This is a genomic window from Maridesulfovibrio salexigens DSM 2638 (assembly GCF_000023445.1).
GTDB lineage: Bacteria > Desulfobacterota > Desulfovibrionia > Desulfovibrionales > Desulfovibrionaceae > Maridesulfovibrio > Maridesulfovibrio salexigens.
Genome location: NC_012881.1, coordinates 2771486 through 2792160, shown reverse-complemented (window position 1 = coordinate 2792160; position 20675 = coordinate 2771486). Strand labels below are relative to the sequence as shown.

17 protein-coding genes and 2 tRNA genes are annotated in these 20675 nt (G+C 47.0%); 14 read left to right on the top strand and 5 right to left on the bottom strand.

Translation table 11 applies throughout. The annotated features are described in order from the left end of the window. The first annotated feature begins 11 nt into the window (after positions 1-11). The 3 genes from rbsB to DESAL_RS12840 all read left to right on the top strand — a co-directional run bounded on the left by rbsB (position 12) and on the right by DESAL_RS12840 (position 2891). Entirely contained in the window at positions 12-887 is an 876-nt protein-coding gene (gene rbsB / locus DESAL_RS12850; RefSeq protein WP_015852422.1) for a ribose ABC transporter substrate-binding protein RbsB, read from the top strand. 62 nt (positions 888-949) lie between these two features. Further along, on the top strand, positions 950-1876 hold the full coding sequence (rbsK, locus tag DESAL_RS12845; RefSeq protein ID WP_015852421.1) for a ribokinase: 927 nt from the start codon (positions 950-952) through the stop codon (positions 1874-1876). Between the two features lie 7 nt (positions 1877-1883). Beyond that, positions 1884-2891, top strand: a complete 1008-nt coding sequence (locus tag DESAL_RS12840; protein WP_015852420.1) for a substrate-binding domain-containing protein — start codon at positions 1884-1886, stop codon at positions 2889-2891. 66 nt (positions 2892-2957) lie between these two features. Here the strand turns inward: DESAL_RS12840 and DESAL_RS12835 are convergent, their stop codons facing one another. Together DESAL_RS12835 and DESAL_RS12830 are read right to left on the bottom strand one after the other, a co-directional pair. Beyond that, entirely contained in the window at positions 2958-3593 is a 636-nt protein-coding gene (locus DESAL_RS12835) for a hypothetical protein (RefSeq protein WP_015852419.1), read from the bottom strand. A 248-nt stretch (positions 3594-3841) separates the two neighbouring features. Continuing rightward, the gene (locus tag DESAL_RS12830; RefSeq protein ID WP_041721864.1) at positions 3842-4660 is read right to left on the bottom strand and encodes a VPLPA-CTERM sorting domain-containing protein; all 819 of its coding nucleotides are present in this window, start codon (positions 4658-4660) and stop codon (positions 3842-3844) included. A gap of 283 nt (positions 4661-4943) precedes the next feature. Here DESAL_RS12830 and dhaK point away from each other — a divergent pair, with 283 nt between their 5' ends. The 5 genes from dhaK (at position 4944) to DESAL_RS12805 (ending at position 10538) form a co-directional block, all read left to right on the top strand. Further along, positions 4944-6002 carry a dihydroxyacetone kinase subunit DhaK gene (gene dhaK / locus DESAL_RS12825; RefSeq protein WP_015852417.1) on the top strand — a complete coding sequence of 353 codons (1059 nt, stop codon included), beginning with the start codon at positions 4944-4946 and terminating at the stop codon, positions 6000-6002. 191 nt (positions 6003-6193) lie between these two features. Next, entirely contained in the window at positions 6194-6823 is a 630-nt protein-coding gene (gene dhaL / locus DESAL_RS12820) for a dihydroxyacetone kinase subunit DhaL (protein ID WP_015852416.1), read from the top strand. Between the two features lie 38 nt (positions 6824-6861). Beyond that, the gene (gene ptsP, locus DESAL_RS12815; protein ID WP_015852415.1) at positions 6862-9351 is read left to right on the top strand and encodes a phosphoenolpyruvate--protein phosphotransferase; all 2490 of its coding nucleotides are present in this window, start codon (positions 6862-6864) and stop codon (positions 9349-9351) included. A 180-nt stretch (positions 9352-9531) separates the two neighbouring features. Beyond that, on the top strand, positions 9532-10230 hold the full coding sequence (locus tag DESAL_RS12810) for an AzlC family ABC transporter permease (RefSeq protein ID WP_015852414.1): 699 nt from the start codon (positions 9532-9534) through the stop codon (positions 10228-10230). Continuing rightward, positions 10230-10538 carry an AzlD family protein gene (locus DESAL_RS12805; protein ID WP_015852413.1) on the top strand — a complete coding sequence of 103 codons (309 nt, stop codon included), beginning with the start codon at positions 10230-10232 and terminating at the stop codon, positions 10536-10538. The genes DESAL_RS12810 and DESAL_RS12805 overlap by 1 nt, the downstream gene beginning before the upstream one ends. Here the strand turns inward: DESAL_RS12805 and DESAL_RS12800 are convergent. After that, positions 10535-11155 (bottom strand): LysE/ArgO family amino acid transporter, encoded by a 621-nt coding sequence (locus tag DESAL_RS12800; protein ID WP_015852412.1) that lies wholly within the window; start codon positions 11153-11155, stop codon positions 10535-10537. The genes DESAL_RS12805 and DESAL_RS12800 overlap by 4 nt on opposite strands. Positions 11156-11253: 98 nt before the next feature. Between DESAL_RS12800 and DESAL_RS12795 the strand changes: the two genes are divergently transcribed. From DESAL_RS12795 to DESAL_RS12770, 6 genes are all read left to right on the top strand, one after another. Next, positions 11254-12138, top strand: a complete 885-nt coding sequence (locus DESAL_RS12795; RefSeq protein WP_015852411.1) for a LysR family transcriptional regulator ArgP — start codon at positions 11254-11256, stop codon at positions 12136-12138. Between the two features lie 100 nt (positions 12139-12238). Continuing rightward, positions 12239-12315: transfer RNA gene (locus DESAL_RS12790), tRNA-Met, on the top strand. A 188-nt stretch (positions 12316-12503) separates the two neighbouring features. Next, positions 12504-12580: transfer RNA gene (locus DESAL_RS12785), tRNA-Met, on the top strand. 429 nt (positions 12581-13009) lie between these two features. Then, complete coding sequence (locus tag DESAL_RS12780) at positions 13010-14545, top strand: DUF4301 family protein (RefSeq protein ID WP_015852410.1); 1536 nt, start codon at positions 13010-13012, stop codon at positions 14543-14545. Between the two features lie 248 nt (positions 14546-14793). Continuing rightward, a complete protein-coding gene (ercA, locus tag DESAL_RS12775; protein ID WP_015852409.1) occupies positions 14794-15954 on the top strand; it encodes an alcohol dehydrogenase-like regulatory protein ErcA in 1161 nt (386 codons plus the stop codon). Then, complete coding sequence (locus DESAL_RS12770) at positions 15938-17584, top strand: PAS domain-containing sensor histidine kinase (RefSeq protein ID WP_015852408.1); 1647 nt, start codon at positions 15938-15940, stop codon at positions 17582-17584. Before ercA ends, DESAL_RS12770 begins: the two co-directional genes overlap by 17 nt. Positions 17585-17590: 6 nt before the next feature. Here DESAL_RS12770 and DESAL_RS12765 read toward each other — a convergent pair whose 3' ends face one another. Together DESAL_RS12765 and DESAL_RS12760 are read right to left on the bottom strand one after the other, a co-directional pair. After that, positions 17591-18739, bottom strand: coding sequence for a hypothetical protein (locus tag DESAL_RS12765; RefSeq protein ID WP_015852407.1), 1149 nt, complete (start codon positions 18737-18739; stop codon positions 17591-17593). Positions 18740-18755: 16 nt separating this feature from the next. Then, positions 18756-20414: a Na/Pi cotransporter family protein gene (locus DESAL_RS12760; protein ID WP_015852406.1), complete on the bottom strand. Its 1659-nt coding sequence runs from the start codon at positions 20412-20414 to the stop codon at positions 18756-18758. Between the last annotated feature and the right edge of the window lie 261 nt (positions 20415-20675).

Here is a 20675-nt window from a genome sequence, read left to right as displayed (position 1 = left end):
AGGAGTGTAGGATGAAAAAACTTATGACCCTCGCCATGGCTCTGGTACTTACTTTAGGCCTCAGCGTTTCCGCACAGGCTAAGGAAACCCTCGCACTTGTAGTTTCCACCCTGAACAACCCCTTCTTCGTCACCCTCAAGGACGGTGCTGTTAAGAAAGCTAAAGACATGGGTTACGAACTCATCGTGCTCGATTCCCAGAATGACCCTGCAAAGGAACTGGCTAACGTTGAGGACCTTACCGTACGCGGCGTAAAGGCTATCTTGATCAACCCCACTGATTCCGATGCAGTTGTTAACGCTATCCGTCTTGCCAACCGCAGCAATATTCCTGTGCTGACCCTCGACCGTGGCGCTTCCGCAGGTAAAGTTGCTTCCCACATTGCTTCCGATAACGTAGCAGGTGGTAAAATGGCCGGTGATTTCATGGCAGAAAAACTGGGTAAAGGCGCAAAAGTTATCCAGCTTGAAGGTCTGGCCGGTACTTCCGCAGCCCGTGACCGTGGCGCAGGATTTGCCAAAGCAGTTAAAGCTAACGGCTTCAAGGTTCTCGCTTCACAGCCTGCTGATTTTGACCGCACCAAGGGCCTGAACGTAATGGAAAACCTGCTTGCCGCTAATGGCGATGTGCAGGGTGTTTTTGCTCAGAATGATGAAATGGCACTCGGCGCTATCCGCGCTCTTCAGGCTGCCGGTAAGAAAGTTGTGGTTGTAGGTTTTGACGGTACCGATGACGGTGTTGCTGCAGTTAAGCGCGGCGACATGGCCGGAACCATCGCTCAGCAGCCCGCACTGATAGGTCTCCTCGGTGTTAAAACTGCCGATAAGGTTCTCAAGGGCGAAAAGGTTGATGCTTATATTCCCGTCCCCTTGATGGTTGTAAAATAATTGAATATTCCAAGGCGTGTCGATTGTTGTCGACACGCCTTGTTCGCGAGATGGAGAGTGTTATGGCTTCGCCCAGATTAATCGTTCTCGGTAGTGTAAATGCTGACCATGTTTTGCAGGTGGATAATTTCCCGCGTCCCGGCGAGACCGTTACCGGGCATGGTTATCAGATCATACCCGGCGGCAAGGGAGCTAATCAGGCGGTGGCTGCGGCCCGTCTTGGTGCGGAAATCGGTTTTATTGCCTGTGTGGGGGATGATGATTTCGGACGGCGTATGATCAATGAATTTCAGCAGGACGGGATTGAAACCTCTGCGGTTATGACTGTGGAAGGTCTGCCCACCGGAATCGCCTTGATCCAGATTGCTGCCGGCGGCGAGAATGCCATTTCTATTTCTGCTGAAGCCAATGCAGCGCTTACTCCCGAAGCTCTTAAGCCTCATCTTGGTTTGATCCGCGAAGCTGAAACCCTGCTTATGCAGCTTGAAAGTCCGCTGGAAACAATTGAGCTTGTTGCAAAAGAAGCCCGCGAAGCAGGAACAAAAGTAATTTTGAATCCAGCACCCGCCCGTGCCTTGCCCGATTCTCTGCTGGCGAATCTTGATATAATCACTCCCAACGAAACCGAAGCAGAATTGCTTACCGGAGTAAAGGTGGAGAGTGAGGATGACGCTGCAATGGCTGCTTGTGTGTTGCACGGCAAAGGCGTTGAAACGGTATTGATTACACTTGGTGAGAAGGGGGCGTTTGTGAGCCGTGCGGAAGGGAAGAAGCTTATCCGCGGGTACAAGGTTGATCCTGTGGACACGACTGCTGCCGGGGATACTTTTAATGGTGCACTGGTTGCTTCCATGCAGAAGGGCGCAAGTCTCGAACAAGCTATTGGTTTTGCACACGGTGCGGCAGCGATTTCTGTAACCCGTCTTGGCGCTCAGACTTCCATTCCCAGCCTTGAAGAAGTGAATAAATTTATAAAGGATAATTCGTAAAAATTTTATGGCGACCATCAAAGACGTAGCAAAATTGGCAGGCGTTTCCACCTCTACTGTATCACATGTTCTAAACCGGACTCGATTCGTCAGTGACGAGAAGCGGGAGCTGGTGGAGCGGGCTGTGGAGGAGTTGAATTATCGTCCGTCTTCCATTGCACGCAGTCTGAAAGTTCAGCAGACCCGGACTTTGGGCATGCTGGTAACTGCCAGCCGCAACCCTTTCTTTGCCGAGGTGGTGCATGGGGTTGAACGCCGTTGCTATGAGCGAGGGTATACTCTTTTCCTGTGCAATACAGAGGGTGATATCAACCGCATGGAAGCCAATCTCGATGCTCTTGAGGAGAAACGCGTAGACGGCTTGCTGCTCCTTTGCAGTGAAGTGAATGATGAGATTATCAATCTGATTGAAGCTGAGCGCAGCGTTCCCATTGTTGTTTTCGACTGGGGTCCGGAATCAGATAATGTGGACAGGATTTATGACAATTCACTTAGCGGGGCTCGTCTGGCCACTAAGTATTTAATCGCCAAGGGGCATACCGATATCGGTTGCATCGCTGGACCGCAGGACCGCCGTTCAGCCAAGGAACGTCTGGAAGGTTATCGACAAGCTATGGTCGAGACAGGTCTTCCTGTTCGTGACGAGTGGATAGTGGAAGGTGATTATGGTTGCGAAGGCGGAGTCGAGGCCATGCATTATCTCTTCGGGCTTGATAAACTGCCCAGTGCCGTATTTGTTTGTAACGATATGATGGCTATCGGTATGCTGAGTGAAGCGGTTAGACTTGGAGTCAGGGTGCCGCAGGACCTGTCGGTTATCGGCTATGACAATGTTTATATTTCCCGTTTTACAGCTCCGGCACTAACCACCATTCACCAGCCGAAGAAAGAAATAGCAGCACGTGCAGTGGATACCCTTATCGATAGGTTGTCCAGTAAGCGAATCGAAGGGTTGCAGATAAAGGTTGAGCCCTCTCTTGTCGAGCGGGAGTCGGTCAGCAATTTGAAGAAATAGAAATTTATTCCGTACCAGATAAAAAAAATCCTCCGGCGAAATTGATTTGCCGGAGGATTTTTAGTTTTATGAAGTGATTATTCTTTGTCGTAATAGGGCAATTCCGGCCAGTCCGAAAGTGAACAGCCAAACAGCACCCGGAATAGGTGTCGGGACAGAATGTGCGAAGTCACTGTCTGATGCAGTCATTCCAGCATAATCTATGCTTTGAAATCTGGCGATGAATTGATTCAATGGTGCTTCCATTTCACCATCCACATCAAACAGGAAAGTTGCAGTCCAGCCGACATCGAGACCTGTTTTAGGATTACCTCCCTGAAAATTATTTCCGGTATATAAAACTGTGTTCAGTCCATCGTAATATTTCATAGGTTCCGCATTTAGATTTGTTCCCTCTGCAGAATCAATATTCCAGTTTTTGGTGACTTGTATGGGAGTGGAGACTGATTGGGAATAGTAGGATACTTCCCGCAGGGTCAGTGTCACATCAGGAGCAGTAAATAGAAGTCCTCTCAGTGTTGCTGAGTCTGCCGGAGAGGTGTTCTTTACTGTCAGCAGCAGGCTGGAATCTGCGGGGGAGTATGAGGTATTAATGTCAGCCTTTACGTAGTCAGGGTGTGTCCAGCCGGAGATTGTTGCGGCCTGAGCTGCCGATGTTGCAAGCATGACTGCCAGTATTGGTACAAATATGAATTTATACATGATTCCTCCCCCTTGACCCTTTTCAATAATATTACCAATGACAAATTATGCTTTTTTGGTATAAATTTCTGGATATACTTTAAATATACGCATGATTCTAGGTTTAGGGAAGTCTGTAGGAATTTAAAAGTATACTATTCTGTTTCGACGGCTTTAAAGTTTCATCAGGCAATAATGTTATGATTATGGCGAATGATATGAACAGAAAAAATCCTCCAGCAGAATCTCTCTGCCGGAGGATTTTACGGTCACACCTGCATTCTGCGTCTTAGTATAGCCAGTCCTCCCAATCCGGCTCCGAGCAACCAGATTGCTCCCGGTATGGGAGTCGGTACAGAGGAGGCAAAATCACTGTCTGATCCGGTTAGTCCGGGATAATTAATGCCCTGAAAACGAGCTACAAAGTTATTTATGGATTCGGTATAAGCCCCGTCCACATCGAACATGAAATTTGCCGTCCAGCCTATTGGAAGTGCGTCATTAGGAGATCCGCCTAAAAAGTCACTACCGGTGAAAATGGTTGTATCTAATCCTTCAAGGTACTTCATGGGTTGGGAGTTGAGAAGGGCGCTTGCAGGAGTCCCTTGAGACCAGTTGTCTGTAACATTTAATGGTGAAGTTGAAATAGAGTCAGAGTAATAAGCTACTTCTCTTAAGTTTAAGGTCGCCCCCGAAGCTGAAAATAACAGACCACTGAGATATGCTGAGGTCGCCGGCGAAGTATTGGTTACGGTAAGTAACAAACTGGACTCACTTGCTGAGTAGGTTGTGTATATGTCGGCGCTAATGTTATCGCTGTGCGCCCATCCGTTAATAGTTGCTGCCTGTGCGCCCGAAGCCGCAATAAAAAGTGATATTAATGTTATAAATATTAAATTCTTCATGTTGTCCCCCTCTCCCCCGGATGAGGTATGATCCTGCCTTTTATTAAAATAATGAATTATGTTTTTTTGTGTATAATTAAATATAATCATCAAAATAGAGGCTGACCAGCCTAATTGATAAAAAAAATCACTATCAATTAAATAGTGAAGAGTTCGAATTTGAAATAGTAAGTTTTCATGCATAGTTTGCTGGTATGGTAAGTGCCAACTATTTTCCTATAAGCGTATGTTATTCAATACAGCATCTATTTTCCTGATGGGATCGTCTCAGGGATGAAACAGGGGTTAAAATCATTTCTCATGGAAAATATTAAGGAAAATGTTTTCGAAAATGAAAATTATATTCCGTAAATAAAAATGATTTAAATGGAAGCGAAAAAAAACGCGTTCATTTGTCGACAATGTTTCTCAATTGATTTAATGTTGCCATCACGTAAGGAACCTAGAACCAGAGGTGATTTTAACTATGAAAAAATTGATCAATGATGTGGAAAATGTGGTTAAGGAACAGCTTGAGGGTATGGCCCTCGCGCATCCTGAACTGAAAGTAAACTACGATCCCTACTACGTAGTCCGTGAAGATGCTCCTGTTAAAGGAAAAGTAGCTATTGTTTCCGGCGGTGGTTCCGGTCATGAACCCATGCACGGCGGTTTTGTCGGCAAAGGTATGCTTGACGGCGCCTGCCCCGGTGAAGTTTTTACTTCTCCCACCCCTGACCAGATGTACGAATGCGCCAAAGCCGTAGACAGCGGTGCCGGCGTTCTTTTTATGGTAAAGAACTACACTGGTGACGTAATGAACTTTGAAGCCGCTGCTGAGCTTGTTGCTGCAGAAGGCGTAAAGGTTCAGAATATTTTGATTGATGATGACGTAGCCGTTAAGGACAGCCTTTACACCGCAGGTAGACGCGGCGTTGGTACCACCGTTCTGGCTGAAAAAATTGTCGGCGCAGCTGCTGAAGCAGGATACGATCTTGAAAAATGCTCCGATCTTTGCCGCAAGGTTAACCAGTATGGCCGTTCTTTTGGTGTAGCTCTCACTTCCTGCACCGTTCCCGCAGCAGGTAAACCGACTTTCGAACTCGGTGAAGACGAAGTTGAGATGGGGATCGGTATTCACGGCGAGCCCGGTATTGAGCGCATGCCCCTTAAATCTGTTGATGAAATGACCCAGTATGCCGCTGAGCAGATCATTGATGACCCCGCATACACCCGGATCGTTCGCGAATGGAACGGCACCGAATGGGAAGATAAAGAACTGACCGATGAGCCGTTCGCCAAGGGTGACAACGTTATCGCATTTGTTAACAGCATGGGCGGAACCCCGGTTTCCGAACTTTACGCTGTATACAGAAAGCTTGATGAAGTCTGCAAAGCCAAGGGTATCAACATTGTCCGTAACCTGATCGGACCCTACATCACTTCTCTGGAAATGCAGGGCTTCTCTATCACTCTGCTTAAGGTTGATGATGAAATGCTTAAGTTCTGGGATGCCCCGGCACAGACTCCCGGTTTTGTCCGCTAGGCTTAACTTTGCTTTATTATTAGTTTAAAATGCGCAGGCGTGGGAGAGTTCTTTCACGTCTGCGTTCCCGTTTTAGAAATAATGCCTCTTTTTCAAAGAGTATTTCCGGGCTGACGCTGTTATCGTATATGCCCACCGTAATTTTAAACCTGACCCAGTTTTTAATGGCGTCATCTTTTGGAGGATAGAAAATGTCCATGAACAAGGCTCAACTTATTGCATGGCTCGGAAAGCTTAACGAAGTTTACGCCGACAAAAAAGAATATCTCACTGAACTCGATGCCGCTATCGGTGATGCCGACCACGGAATCAACATGAACCGCGGTTTCGGTAAGGTCATGGAAAAGCTGCCCACTGTAGAAGCCAAAGATATCGGCACAATCCTTAAGACTGTTGGTATGACTCTCATGTCCAGCGTCGGCGGTGCCAGTGGTCCCCTATACGGAACTTTCTGGATGAAGGGCGGCATGATCATGGGCGGTAAGGAAGAACTCAGTTCCGAAGATTTCGCTAAAGTAATCGAAGCCGGTGTTGAAGGCATCCTCCAGCGCGGTCGTCCTGATCTCGGCGACAAGACCATGTACGATCTCTGGGCACCTGTGCTCGAAGTGGTCAAAGAGAAGGCCGGAAACGGTGATGATGTTCTCGCAATTGTTGAAGCTGCACTGCCCGTAGGTGAAAAGGCCCTTGCCGACACCATCCCTCTGCAGGCCAGAAAAGGACGCGCCAGCTATCTCGGCGAACGTTCTATCGGTCATCAGGATCCCGGTGCAACTTCTTCTTATTACATGCTTGAGACCCTGAAAGAAGTACTTTCATAGATATTATGCCCCCGGCAGGGCCCTCGGAGAGTCTTATAATGGTAGGATTAGTAATTGTTTCCCATAGCCAGATGTTGGCGCAGGGTGTTTTGGAACTGGCTGAGCAGATGACTCGCGGCTCTGTGGTCATGGAAGCCGCTGGCGGCATTGATGACCCGGACAACCCCATCGGTACCGACCCTATGAAGGTTATGATGGCCATTGAATCAGTTGCCGCACAATCCGAAGAAGGTGTGCTGGTCATAATGGACCTTGGCAGTGCGCTCATGAGTGCTGAAACCGCACTGGATTTCCTGCCCGATGAGGTCAAGGAAAAGGTTCTGCTTTGCTCGGCTCCGATTGTGGAAGGAACCATGGCTGCAGCAGTGCAGGCTTCGGTAGGCGCTTCTCTTAAAGAGGTGAGTGCTGAGGCTGGCGCAGCTTTGAATGTAAAGATTGAGCAGTTGGCCCCGATTACCGGAGAGACTGTTCAGGCTGCCGGTCCTGCTCAGGAAGAAGTTTTGGAAGGCGAAGAGGTCAGTTGCGACCTGCTGGTCATCAATAAGATGGGATTACACGCTCGCCCGGCAGCGAACCTTGTTGCCGTGGCCGGTAAATTTCAGTCTACTATTCAGATTCGCAAGGACGATAAGACAGCATCCGGCAAGAGCATCAATCAGGTTGCTTTGCTGGCGGTCAAGAACGGCGAAACCATCACTGTCACTGCGACCGGACCTGATGCACAGCAGGCCATTGAAGGCTTGAAGGCTTTGCATGCCGATAATTTCGGTGAGCGCGATGAAGATGTAGCTGAAGTGGTCATGGAAACTGAACCCTGCAAGGTCGGTGGCGAAGGATTTGTTTCCGGTGCTCCGGCATCCACAGGTTATGCAGTTGGTCCGGTTTATGCTCATCTGGCAACCTTGCCCGAAGTAGAGCGTATTGACGTTTCCGATACTGATGCCGAAGCTGAGCGTCTTGATCAGGCAATCGCAACGGCTCTTGCAGATATTCAGGCTTTACAGCGTGAAACTGAAAAGACCGCAGGCAAAGCCAACGCCGCAATTTTTGAAGTGCACGGCTTGATCTTAGGCGATAAGGACATGCGTGATAACGCTGCGGACCTTATTTCCGCAGAGAAGGTTAATGCCGAGTTCGCATGGTTTCAGGTCATGGACAAGATGGCTTCTGATTACCGGGGACTCGATGACGCCTACATGCAAGCCCGTGCCGCAGACGTTATGGATTGCGGAGGGCGTGTATTGCGTGTGCTGACCGGAGAAGGTGAACAGGCTATAAGGCTTGAACGTGAATCTATCATCGTAGCTCATGATCTTACCCCGTCTGATGTTGCCGGAATGGACCCTGAAAAAGTGCTGGGGATTGTTACCGAGATTGGCGGGGCAACCTCCCACGCCGCAATTTTGTCCCGTTCTATGGGTATCCCTGCGGTTATCGGCACAGGGGAATGCTTCCAGCAGGTTTCCGATGGCAAGATGATTGCCCTTGACGGTTTTGAAGGCGTGGTTTGGACCGCACCGGATCAGGCCAAGCTGGATGAAATTTCGGCCAAGCGTGATCAGTGGCTGGCTGATCGTGAAGAAGCCAAGGCTAAAGGTGCTGCCCCGGCCAAGACTGTGGACGGCACTGAAATTATGGTCATGGGTAATATCGGTACTCCTGCCGATGCGCCTCGTGTGCTCGAATATGGAGCAGAGGGCGTAGGGCTTTTCCGTACCGAATTCCTTTTTCAGGACCGTGATCAGGAACCGGATGAGCAGGAGCAGTTCGAAGCATATGTAGAAGCTGCCAAGGCCATGAATGGCAATCCTGTAATTATCCGCACCCTTGATATCGGCGGCGATAAGCCGGTTAAATATCTCGATACTCCGGTTGAAGAGAATCCGTTCCTCGGCGAACGCGGAGTACGTTTCTGCATGGCTCGTCCTGAGCTTTTCCGCACCCAGTTGCGCGCTTTACTGCGTGCTGCCAGTGAGGAAAATATCTGGATCATGTTCCCCATGATTTCCGGGGTGGAAGAGCTTGAAGGCGTCCTCGCATTTCAGGCCGAGGTTCGCGAAGGTCTTCTTTCTGAAGGCGTAAAGATCGCCGATAAGATTAAGACCGGAATTATGATTGAAGTTCCGTCCGCTGTTGCAGAAGCTGAAAAGCTTGGTGCAATCTGCGATTTCTTCAGTATCGGTACCAATGATCTTACCCAGTACGTTATGGCTGCGGACCGAGGTAACAAGTCTGTTGCCAAGATTTGCGACAGCCTCAATCCTGCTGTGCTGCGCATGGTCAAAATGACTTGCGATGCTGCAAAGACCACCGGAATTGAGGTCGGTATGTGTGGTGAGCTGGCAGGTAACCCTAAGGCATCAGCATTGCTGCTTGGACTCGGTCTTGATGAGCTGAGCATGAGCGGGCCTTCCATACCTGAAGTGAAGGAAGCCATTCGCGCTGTATCAATGGATGATTGTTGTGCTTTGGCTGAGAAAGCTTTAGCTGCAAAATCCGGCGATGAGGTTCGCGATTTATTGAAATAGTTTTTAATTGTATTCGATAATTTTAAAGGCCCGTTCTTTCGGACGGGCCTTTTCTTTTGTGCTGTCGATTTTTGATTAATCTGTATCTTTTAACCTTTTCATATTTCGGCTAAATAGCAGTTCTGTCCTATTCTTGGTTTTTCCTTTTCAAGTAATTTTCCTCATGCTGGAGGTTTGTATATGAGCGGTTTTATGCGCGGCGTTAAAGCTAACGTCCCGCTTTTACCCAGTGTAGTTGCTTATGCGGGGGTGCTGGGTGTTCTGGCTGCACAGAAGTCCATAAGCTGGACCGATATGATGGCTTTGAACGTGTTCATGTTTGCGGGGTCGGCGCAATTTGTGTTGGTGGATATGTGGAATGCTCCGCTTCCTGTACTTGAAATGGCTCTTGCGGTGGTTGTTGTGAATCTGCGTTACGTTCTTATCGGTGCTTCTCTTAAAGATTTATTTGCCGGACAGGGAGTGCTGAAACGCTTGGGAATAATGCATTTTGTGGCTGACGAGAACTGGGCCATGACCATGGTTGCGGCCCGCAAGGGTGAGGGTGATGTGTTCCACCTGCTTGGCGGCGGGTTGCTGCTCATGCTTTTTTGGAGCTCCGGAACCATGGGGGGAATGTACTTCGGCGGATTGATACCTGATCCAAAAATACTGGCCCTTGATTTTGCCTTTACCGCAGTTTTTACAGCGCTGGCAGTCTCCCTGTGGCAGGGCCGACAGGACGTGTTGCCATGGCTGGTAGCCATCAGTGCGTCGGTGCTTACAGAGCATTTTGTCCCAGGAAAGTGGTATATTTTGGTCGGCGGAATTCTCGGTGCAATTTGTGCGGCATTTGTTCCCGCAGTCGAACCGGAAGCAGAAGTGGAGGACGTGCCATAATGAATCTTTACAGTCCTGAAAATGCGGTTCTGGTTATCGCTCTTGCTGCGCTTGCAACTTACTTTATGCGCGTAGGCGGTCTGTTGCTGGCTGGCTATCTCCCCACTGGCGGACGTTTCGGCAGAGCATTGAAAGCTCTTCCCGGTACTATTCTCATCTCCCTTGCCGCCCCCGGATTCTTCAATGAAGGTTTAATCGGGCTCGCGGGCGGTCTAATCACCGTGGCTATCACTTTCAAAACCAAAAATGTTTTTCTGGCCATGCTCGCGGGAATGCTGGTGGTGGCACTGGGCAGGCATTTTTACTAAACGCTCATGGCCTTTTCAGCCAGATTCCATGCGATAAACCACATGGTCAGGCAGACAGCGCTGTCCAGCACCCTCCATGTTACGGGCTTCTTGAAAAGCGGTGCGAGAGCTCGTCCTCCGAATCCAAGAGTATAGAACCATACAAAAGATGCGGTCATTGCTCCAAATCCGAACATGTAACGATCCAGACCGTCATATTGTCCACTGATTGAGCCGAGCATGACTACCGTATCCAGATAGACATGCGGGTTAAGCAGGGTGATGGAAAGGGTTAGCAGGATAATTGATTTCAATCCTGTCTTGGCCACCTCCCCGGTTTCCAGCTGTCCGCCTTTGATGGCAGAGCGGAAAGATCCGAATCCGTACCATGCCAGAAATGCTGCACCTCCCCATGCAGCAGGCTTAAGCAGCATAGGATTGGAAGCTATCAACTCACCTGTTCCCAGTATCCCCAGCGTGATCAGCAGCGTATCACAGATAGCGCAGACAAGGCATACGGTCATATGATGGTTTTTTCTGATGCTTTGGGTAAGTACAAAAGCATTTTGCGCACCGATGGCGATGATTAATCCTGCCCCTGTCCCGAAACCCTGCATATATGGAAGAAGTGATGACATTGTTTGCTCCGTTTGTTTTTTCAGGAATATAGGGTGAAGGTAAAAATTAGTACAATTAAATATTTTCATTTCTAATAAGTTCAGCTTATAATGAGGACATGCTTGATAATATTTTTCTCGAAGCACTGGCTGCGGTAATCGAAGAGGGTGGATTTGATAAGGCTGCATTGAAGCTGAATATTTCTCAATCAGCCGTTTCGCAGCGCATACGAAATTTTGAGGAACAATTGGGCAGGGTCTTGGTGGTCAGGGCCACGCCTCCTGAACCAACAGAGGATGGTCGCAAGCTCATTAAGCATCTGCACACCATCCGGCTTATGGAACATGATTTGAATGATTCCATGGGCCTTAATCCCAGCGGAGAATTCGTGACATTACCCGTGGGGGTTAACGCGGACAGTCTTGCAACGTGGTTTCTGGATGCACTTGATGGTTTTTTAAAAGAGCACAATGTGTTGCTGGATTTATATGTAGATGATGAAAACCGGACTCATGAGATGCTTGCTCGGGGGGAAGTTGTAGGTTGTATTGGAACTGTTTCCAAACCTGTTAAAGGATGCCGCAGCGATTATCTGGCAACTTTCGATTATTTGTGTCTGAGCACACCGGATTTTTACAAACGTTGGTTTAAAGACGGATTTAATCGTGAGTCGGTTGCAAAGGCTCCGGCAGCAGTATTTAACCGTAAAGATGAAACGCAATCGCAGATGCTGGAAAAACTCTTTCCGGGAGATTCGGTGGCACATCCGATTTTTTACATCCCTTCCACAGAATCTTTTGTTGATATTATCTGCCGTGAGCTTGCATACGGTATGGTTCCGGAGTTTCAAGTGGAAGAAGAATTGAAATCAGGGCAATTGATCGAGGTTGCCCCACAGGGCAGGGTGCCTGTTTCGCTTTATTGGCATTCTTGGAATGTTGAAACTAAGTTGCTTGAAGGTCTGCGACGGGAACTGGTTGGATATTTCAATAAAAATGTCTAAAATTATGGGTTATTGCGGTAATCTCATAATTAAATCATTTTATTTTAAATTTTAAGTTGACTTCTGTAGGGCGTAGCTGTAGTTCTTCTCTTCTCAGTGACGCGGGGTGGAGCAGCTTGGTAGCTCGTCGGGCTCATAACCCGAAGGTCGTAGGTTCAAATCCTGCCCCCGCAACCACCGATATTTCCGGTCATGGCGGAAATGTTCGTGGCAAAATGCGGAATAAGTTTTGCTCTTTTGACTGAGTTCAGGGTGGATGTTCAAATTGATCATAACTCCTGAAAATATTTGAAAAATAATTTGCAAAATGTTCAACTAATTGTTGACAGCAGATTACAGAGCATGTAGACATGCTCTCACAGTGACGCGGGGTGGAGCAGCTTGGTAGCTCGTCGGGCTCATAACCCGAAGGTCGTTGGTTCAAATCCGGCCCCCGCAACCACCATGCTTCATCAAAAAGACTCAACCATCAGGTTGGGTCTTTTTTTTTGTCCCCATCATCGCGGTTCATGCGATGATGGGGACTTTTTTTAGGCCTCACTTTTGCATTTCTATGCCGACTGGGAAATATTTTCGCCATCTATTTGTCTTCTGTGTTTCAATTTTGCGACACAATTACCATTAATTTGATTGCTTAAAAAATGTCTAGATAAAATGTCTTTTAATATTAAGCTTTTATGGTAAGTTTTTGAGTTATCAGGAAAAAGCAAAAAAGTTTCAAATATATTTATTTTGCCACTAAACACGGCTGAAAATCTGTGTTAAGGGGTAAGTATCTATCAGTGTCGATTGCGTATAGAAATGGTGTATAGGCCGACTTAAATCTATGATTTTACACTGTTTTTCAATTTAAAGCACGGGAAGGTACGTTATGGTAACTGAAAATGATCTCCGCGAAATTGAGAATGGTTTAATTGATATTATTGGTGAAGGAATTTCCGCATCCGCACTGGCTGAGCAGATTGAACGATTCAAGACGGGGTTTGCGCCGACAAAACTCGAACGGGCCTGTACTTTAAACGATGGAATTTATCGGATTAAGCCCGAAGAAAAAGAAGAATTATTGGATTGTTTCGAAGAAGCTGCCGATGAAGGCAGGTTTACCAAGTTTGTTCCGGCTTCAGGAGCGGCAACCCGCATGTTTAAGCATTTGTTGGCAAAGCTGAATGATGAAGAGCTTTCCGATAAAGATGCAGATATGGTTCAGGATTTTATGGACCTGCTTCCCGTGCTTCCGTTTTATTCTGATTTGCAGAAGGTCATGATGGAAGATAACGCAAATCTTGAAGATGCATATGCGAATCAGGATTATGCACAGATTCTTGAATACCTGCTCACTGAAAAGGGCTTGAACTACGCGGCTATGCCTAAAGGATTGATTCCTTTCCATAATTACGAAGGCGGCTACCGTACTCCTTTTGAAGAACATATTGCTGAGGCTGCTGCCCATATTAAAGATCGTCGTGGTAAGGCTAAGCTGCATTTTACTGTTTCACCGATCCATGAACAGACCATTCGTGATCATGTTGCCAAGGCTGTCGAAAATTATCCTGATTGCCGTTTTGATATTAACTTTTCTCAGCAGTGCCGGAAGAGCGATACTGTTGCTGTAGATATGGATAATGAGGTGTTCCGCACTGATGATGGAAAGATTTTATTCCGTCCTGCCGGGCATGGAGCCTTATTGGATAACCTCCACAAGCTGCGCGGCGACCTCGTCTATCTGAAGAATATCGATAATGTCGTCCCTGACAGCATGAAGGGTGATACCCTTGAGTATAAGAAGATAATCGGCGGGTTGCTGGTAAAGTTGCAGGACCAGATTTTTGAATGCCTGAATATGCTTGAGAATCATAACTGCAGTGAATTTGAAGTCGCAGCGGTAGCGATATTTGCTGTTTCCCACCTTTCCATGCAGTTGCCGGATAATTTCGGTCAGATGAGTCTTGAAGATAAGATTACCATGCTGCGGGTTCGTTTATCCAAGCCTGTACGTGTCTGCGGGATGGTTAAGAATGAAGGCGAACCGGGCGGCGGACCTTTCTGGGTAGACGGTCCTGACGGCTTTATTTCTCCGCAGATTGTTGAGAAGAGTCAGGTGGATATGGATGACCCCGAACAGGCGGCGATTGTGCAGACTGCAACTCATTTTAACCCTGTTGATCTGGTTTGCGGTATGAGAAGTCATCGCGGTGAGTGGTATGCCTTGAAGAATTTTACTGATCCCGAAACCGGATTCATCTCACACAAGTCCAAGGATGGCCGCAGGCTCAAGGCAATGGAACTTCCCGGGCTTTGGAACGGCTCTATGGCAGATTGGATTACCGTATTTGTGGAAGTCCCGTTGAGTACTTTTTCTCCGGTCAAGACTGTAAACGACCTTTTAAAGGAAGAGCATCGTAGTTAAACGATAAGGTATAATATAATTAAAAATGAATCCGCCTCTGTATTATAATACAGAGGCGGATTTTTTGATACATACGACTGATATAAGATTAAATATATCATTGGGAATGTTCTTTTCCGAACATGCCTTTTTGTGCTCCATTGTTGCGGAAATATAAGCTTATATGTTACTTATGTGAATGAGTGTGAAAATTGATACTTTTGAGCACCTATGGGCATAAATTTTATTTTCAAGTGGTGGAGGTCGGCGTGAAAGAAGTCTTGGCGATGAGAAAATTTGTTGCTCCTGAACTTGTTTTTGGTGTGGGATCTTCCAAACTTGCCGGACAATATGCTGAAAATTTCGGAGTCTCCAGGGCTTTGATAGTTACTGATAACGGGATTGTTAAATGCAGCTGGGTTCGAACTGTAGAAAAGAGTTTAAACGATGCCGGAATAGAGACATTTATCTTCAGTGATGTTTCTGAAAATCCCCGTGATGTTGAAGTCATGCGCGGAGCTGAATTTTATCTTGAAAACAGATGTGACTGCATTATTGCCGTAGGCGGTGGCAGTCCGATGGATTGTGCTAAAGGCATTGGAATTGTTACCACAAATAATTCGCATATTTTGAATTTTGAGGGTGTGGACATGGTTGATGTTCCCGGCCCTCCTCTTATCTGCATCCCTTCTACTGCCGGAAGTTCTGCTGATGTTTCCCAATTCGCTATTATTACCGATACTGAACGTGATGTTAAAATCAGCATAGTAAGTAAAGCCATGGTCCCGGATGCAGCCCTGATTGATCCTGAACTTACATCAACAATGGATGCACAGTTGACTGCGGCTACGGGCATGGATGCATTGACCCACGCCATAGAAGCCTATGTTTCGAATGCTAATTCGGCTTTAACCGATCTGCTGGCTCTTGATGCAATTGAGCAGGTTTCGAATAATCTTGCTGCCGTTATAAAAGATCCCGGTAACCTTGAATTGCGGGGCAAGGTAATGCTTGGCAGTATGGAAGCCGGGCTTGCTTTTTCCAATGCAATTCTTGGTGCTGTGCACGCTATGGCTCATAGTCTTGGCGGGCATTTAGATTTGCCGCACGGTGAGTGCAACTCTATTTTACTTCCTTATGTGATCAGGGTTAATTTCCCGTATGTTGTTGAAAGATACTCCCGTATTGCGGAAAAAATGGGCGTATCTGTTGCCGGTAAAACAGATGAGCAAATTTGTAATGAACTTGAGAAGGCAATTATGGCCTTAAGCAAGGCTGCGGGCATAGATATGTCTCTTGGTGATTTGGGACTTACCCGTGAAGAGATTCCTAAATTGGCTGAAATGGCGCTGAAAGATGCTTGTATGGTCACTAATCCGATTGAACTTAGTCAGGAAGATGTAGAGAAAATTTATGAAGCGGCGCTCTAAACCGAACTCCAACGAAAATGTTCGCAACAAGCTCATCGGGCTTGGCGAAACATCAATGCGCAAAAGCTATTATCCGGAACTTCGGGAAAGGATTAATGAGCTGGAGCGTTTCAGGGCTTTGGTGGAAAATGCCAATGATGCCCTGTTCGTGCTTGATGCATTTTCGTGGAGTTTTGCTGACGTAAATAAAACCGCTTTAAAGAAAACCGGTTACGATAGGGATGAATTGTTGGACAGCCCGCCGGAGTTAGTCTTCCCCGAGGATACCTGCTTCCTGCTGCATGAAGTTCTGATTGATGATGACATCTATTCTTCATGGGACAAGGAAGATGTCTCCATGACAGATCTGCTGGGTAGGGGAGGAACACGTATTCCGGTTGAGATGACGCTTCGGGTGCATTTTGTGGGCGGCAGGCTGTATATCGTTATGGTCGCCCGTGACGTACGGCGTAGACTGGCTGATCAAAGGGAATTGCAGCGGACCCGAAATTATCTTGGTAATGTTATCGATTCTATGCATTCCATACTGGTTGGAGTGGATGAAAATTCAAATGTAGTGCTTTGGAATGACTATGCACACAAGGAAACCGGTCGGGCTGCCGAGGACGCGGAAGGAAATTTTGTTTATGAAATGATGCCGGAATTAAGACGGTTTGAGCATTTGATTTCGGCAACCATCCGAGGAGAAGTCGACGGTGGTACTGAAATTTTTCATATGGATAGGGACGGATGTAATGTTTTTCATGAAATAGTTGTTTTTCCGTTCAAAGGAGATGAAGCCGGGGTTGTTATCCGTGTTGATGATATAACTGCCCGGACCCGTATGGAAGAGGTCATGGTGCAAACCGAGAAGATGATGACTGTTGGCGGGCTTGCGGCTGGCATGGCTCATGAGATCAATAATCCGCTCGGTGGCATTCTTCAGGGAATTCAGAATATTCAGCGCAGGATTTCAGGCCATCTTCCCAAAAATCATGCTACGGCAGATGAGTTGGGGATTCCTTTTAAGGCTATTCACGACTATTGCGAGAAAAGAGGGATTCTTGCCAAGCTTGAATCAGTCAGGGAGATGGGCGAACGTTCTGCCCGTATTGTTTCCAATATGCTCCAATTCAGCCGACAGTCAGGCGGCGAAAGGGTTTGTTCCGATATTGAACAGATCGTTGAAACAGCAATAGAGCTTTCTTTCAGCGGCTATGACTTTTACAGCAAGTCCGGTGGGGGAGGTTTGGAAATAGTCAAGGAATTCGATAACTCCTTACCTCAACTTTTATGTTCTCCGTCTGAGATAGAGCAGGTCCTTATTAATCTGCTCAAGAATTCCGTGCAGGCTATTCTTGCTGATCAGGGCAGGGGAGCAGATGATATCGCCCGTATTACTATACGGTTAAGAAAAGAGCCCGGCTTCATTCGTCTTGAAATTGAAGACAATGGTCCCGGAATGAGTCCTGAAACACGCAAGAAGGCCTTGGAGCCTTTTTTCACCACCAAACCGGTCGGTGAAGGGACAGGTTTGGGGCTCTTTGTTTCCTACTTCATCATTACGCAGAAACATAGCGGGACTTTTGAAATTGAAACCAGCCCGGGTGAAGGGATGAAGATCATTATCAGAGTTCCCGCAGAGTGTTAGGCTCAATTACATTGATTTCTCAATTGCTTCAGCTCTTTCAACCATTTCGTCTGCAATGTGATTTAAGGCTTCGCTTCCGGCTGTGATGGCTTTGAGTCTTTTCTCATCGGTATGAACTCTTCTGAAAATCCACTGCGCTATGTAGAAAGAATCATCCGGTTTGTCGCATTCCCCAGCACAATATGACTTGATTTTCTGGGTAATCCCGGTCTTGATTTTTTCCCTGATGGTAATGGCGTCTTTAAGAATCTTACCGGAATGGGCAGCTTTGCTTTTTGCTGATTCAGATTTAATCTTGCGGGAATTGTCCAGATCAAGCTGAAAAATACCATTTGCAGAATCTACTCGTTTTTCGGCCTTGATATAACTGTCCAAAGCCTGAAGAAGGTCGGGGTTGTCTGCTACCGCCTTGAGTACAGCTGCAACATGTCGAAGCGGCTGGCTGCTTGAGCGGAACATCTCTGCCCGCTGCTCTCTGCTAAGTTCGCGAAGTGTGAAGCTGTCACCTTCCGCGAATTTCCTTTCCGCCAGAATACCTTTTTCCTCAATGAGGTCGAGCAACTGTCCTGTTTCGGATTTTGAAAGAGCTGCAAGTTTGCCCGGAGTTAGCAGGTAGGACCAGATGGATTCTCGGGCATTTATAAGGTTTTCAGCATTAGGCATAAGCCCTCGCAGATTCAGTCCGAAATGCATGTTGATACCTTTGAACGAAGCTGAGCTGAAACCTTTTTGGGCTTTATAAGGCAGCGAACCTGCAGGGTGATAGTTGTCTGCGATATATTGCGCGAGGTTATCAAGGAAGACCTCAGTGATGATTGTATCCTTTATTTTATCCACCACTTTTTCAACTGGAGATTGCCCGGTTTTATTTGCGGTGGAAGCTGCTGTCTTATTTTCAGCAATCTTAATATCGTCTTTTTGGGAGGCGGGTTCAGTTGCGTTTTTCTTCCCTATTTTTATTGAATCGCCTGATTTTGCCACTTTGTCGGATACAGCGAGTTTTCCGCTGGACCCATTTTTGTTTACCCATTCGGGAGCGTCTACTTTTACGCCGGTTTTTTCTCCCAGATCTTTCTGTACATAGAGATAAAGTGCTGTTGCAGAAGCAACAAAAACAACGGCAAATATAATTGCGGGAATTTTGAATTTCTTCATTGTGGCTCCAGTTAGTTTACCAATGGCGGTTCCATGCAAATTTAACTGTATTGGTCTGGCAGCATACGCCGGAGTCTGGCCTCATGGCTGCAAGGTATACTGCGCCTTTGGCTGCCTGCCTTGCTATGCGTCGTACTTTTGAGAAAAGTTCAAGCTGTTCAACCATTTCGGGGACCGGGATATTGCCTGTTCCACCGGCAGAAAGCAGCTTTGCTTTCAGGTCGTGGTATGCTGATAACATGTCATGTATCATGTTGTCGATTTTACAAAATTCTTCAGAACATGGATTTTCTGCAACATTTAAGACGCCGATGCAGGAGTTGCGGAAGACCGTAACCATGTCAGCATCCGGGCCGAGTAATTCAAGGGCAGGCTTGAGTCTTTTCTTTTCCAAAGAGGCGCAAAGAGCTCCGGCAGTGCGGAAATATTGCAGTACTCGCAGTGCTGTTGCTACTTGTTGCCCCTGTTGTTCAGTAAGGGGACGGGATTGCAGTTTGGCGCAGAAAGAGCGGGCGGCCTCAATAAGGCTGTCCTGTGCAGCTTTATCTGTAGGGAGTGCACCGTATCCAAAATCGGAGTTTAGTCCTTTACGCACAATTCTGCGGGTAAGCTGACCTATTCTTTCCATTTCAAGGGTCAGGGCATCAAGGGCCAGGGCAGGGGTACCGATAACGTTGTTGTCCAGATATTTGGGGCGTCCCCGGTCGTCTTCCAGAGAAGCGAACCTTTTTTCAATAAATGAAACAAGCTTGTCCGTGAAAGGCCAGAGAATCAGGACTCCCAAAAAGTTGAACGCAGTATGGAACAGGGCCAGAACAACAGCCGGTTCGTGCGATAAGTTCATAATATCCATGCAGAAGAGGATGGATTTTATGAGTACCGGGAGCATGATAAGAGCTGCAAGGGCAGTAATTATATTAAAGATGATATGCCCGGTAGCTACTTTTTTCGCATTGATGGTAGCACCGATAACAGAAAGGGCGGCAGTGGAAGTCGTACCTATGTTGGTACCGATAACAGCGGCGGCTCCCTGATTGAGATCCATCAGTCCACTTACTGTGGCTGTGAGTACAAGGGCCATTGCCGCGCTGGAGCTCTGCATGAGTAATGTAAGCATTAAGCCTATGCCGATAAATATCGGGATGGAGAGAGCTCCCATGGAGGCAAATACTGAAAGGTCGATGGATGATTCAATGCCTTTGAAGGCCATTTGCAGGGTGGAAATTCCCATGAGGAACAGGCCGAATCCCGCAAATGCGTCTCCGAAAAAAGCGCGTCGTGATGTAGGGCCTGTTAAACGTAGAATTGCACCGAGGGCGATAACAGGCAGGGCAAAGGCTTTCAGGTTGACGCTGAATCCGACAGCAGCAACAATCCAGCCGGTGACTGTAGTTCCAATATTACTACCGTAAATTACCCCGATGGATTGTGAAAGAGTGATGAGTCCAGCATTCACAAAGCCTATGACGGCAACAGTCACTGCGCTGGAAGATTGCACCAGTGCAGTAATCATGAATCCGGAAAATAATCCCCTTCCCGGACTTTTGGTCCACTGTCCAAGAATTTTTCGTAACGATTTGCCCGCAGCTTGTTTCAAGCCAGTGGTCATCAACCGCATTCCGATTAAAAAAAGACCAAGTCCGCCGAACAGATTTCCAAATAATGCTAAACTCATATCAGATAATTCACTAGATTGTTGAAATTAAGAGATAAAATAAAATATGATACTCTCCTGTGTGGTGGGAAAAATCAAGCGAAAGGTTGTTGATGCCTTAGAGTAAACGGAAATGGTCTTTTAGGTAGGAAGAGTCAGAGGTAATATCTTTAGAAAGAAAGGGATATAGGTAGTTTTTGTAGTAGTACAGCGAGGCGAGTAGGGTAATGATTGAATATGTTGCAGATGTGAAGGTTAGAATTGATAGATGGATGATCTCGT

What these genes read in the sequence shown, in the direction of transcription:
- rbsB (WP_015852422.1), top strand. Translation starts at nt 12, where the DNA reads ATGAAAAAACTTATGACCCTCGCCATGGCTCTGGTACTTACTTTAGGC.
- rbsK (WP_015852421.1), top strand. Translation starts at nt 950, where the DNA reads ATGGCTTCGCCCAGATTAATCGTTCTCGGTAGTGTAAATGCTGACCAT.
- DESAL_RS12840 (WP_015852420.1), top strand. Translation starts at nt 1,884, where the DNA reads ATGGCGACCATCAAAGACGTAGCAAAATTGGCAGGCGTTTCCACCTCT.
- DESAL_RS12835 (WP_015852419.1), bottom strand. Translation starts at nt 3,593, where the DNA reads ATGTATAAATTCATATTTGTACCAATACTGGCAGTCATGCTTGCAACA.
- DESAL_RS12830 (WP_041721864.1), bottom strand. Translation starts at nt 4,660, where the DNA reads ATGCATGAAAACTTACTATTTCAAATTCGAACTCTTCACTATTTAATT.
- dhaK (WP_015852417.1), top strand. Translation starts at nt 4,944, where the DNA reads ATGAAAAAATTGATCAATGATGTGGAAAATGTGGTTAAGGAACAGCTT.
- dhaL (WP_015852416.1), top strand. Translation starts at nt 6,194, where the DNA reads ATGTCCATGAACAAGGCTCAACTTATTGCATGGCTCGGAAAGCTTAAC.
- ptsP (WP_015852415.1), top strand. Translation starts at nt 6,862, where the DNA reads ATGGTAGGATTAGTAATTGTTTCCCATAGCCAGATGTTGGCGCAGGGT.
- DESAL_RS12810 (WP_015852414.1), top strand. Translation starts at nt 9,532, where the DNA reads ATGAGCGGTTTTATGCGCGGCGTTAAAGCTAACGTCCCGCTTTTACCC.
- DESAL_RS12805 (WP_015852413.1), top strand. Translation starts at nt 10,230, where the DNA reads ATGAATCTTTACAGTCCTGAAAATGCGGTTCTGGTTATCGCTCTTGCT.
- DESAL_RS12800 (WP_015852412.1), bottom strand. Translation starts at nt 11,155, where the DNA reads ATGTCATCACTTCTTCCATATATGCAGGGTTTCGGGACAGGGGCAGGA.
- DESAL_RS12795 (WP_015852411.1), top strand. Translation starts at nt 11,254, where the DNA reads ATGCTTGATAATATTTTTCTCGAAGCACTGGCTGCGGTAATCGAAGAG.
- DESAL_RS12780 (WP_015852410.1), top strand. Translation starts at nt 13,010, where the DNA reads ATGGTAACTGAAAATGATCTCCGCGAAATTGAGAATGGTTTAATTGAT.
- DESAL_RS12770 (WP_015852408.1), top strand. Translation starts at nt 15,938, where the DNA reads ATGAAGCGGCGCTCTAAACCGAACTCCAACGAAAATGTTCGCAACAAG.
- DESAL_RS12765 (WP_015852407.1), bottom strand. Translation starts at nt 18,739, where the DNA reads ATGAAGAAATTCAAAATTCCCGCAATTATATTTGCCGTTGTTTTTGTT.
- DESAL_RS12760 (WP_015852406.1), bottom strand. Translation starts at nt 20,414, where the DNA reads ATGAGTTTAGCATTATTTGGAAATCTGTTCGGCGGACTTGGTCTTTTT.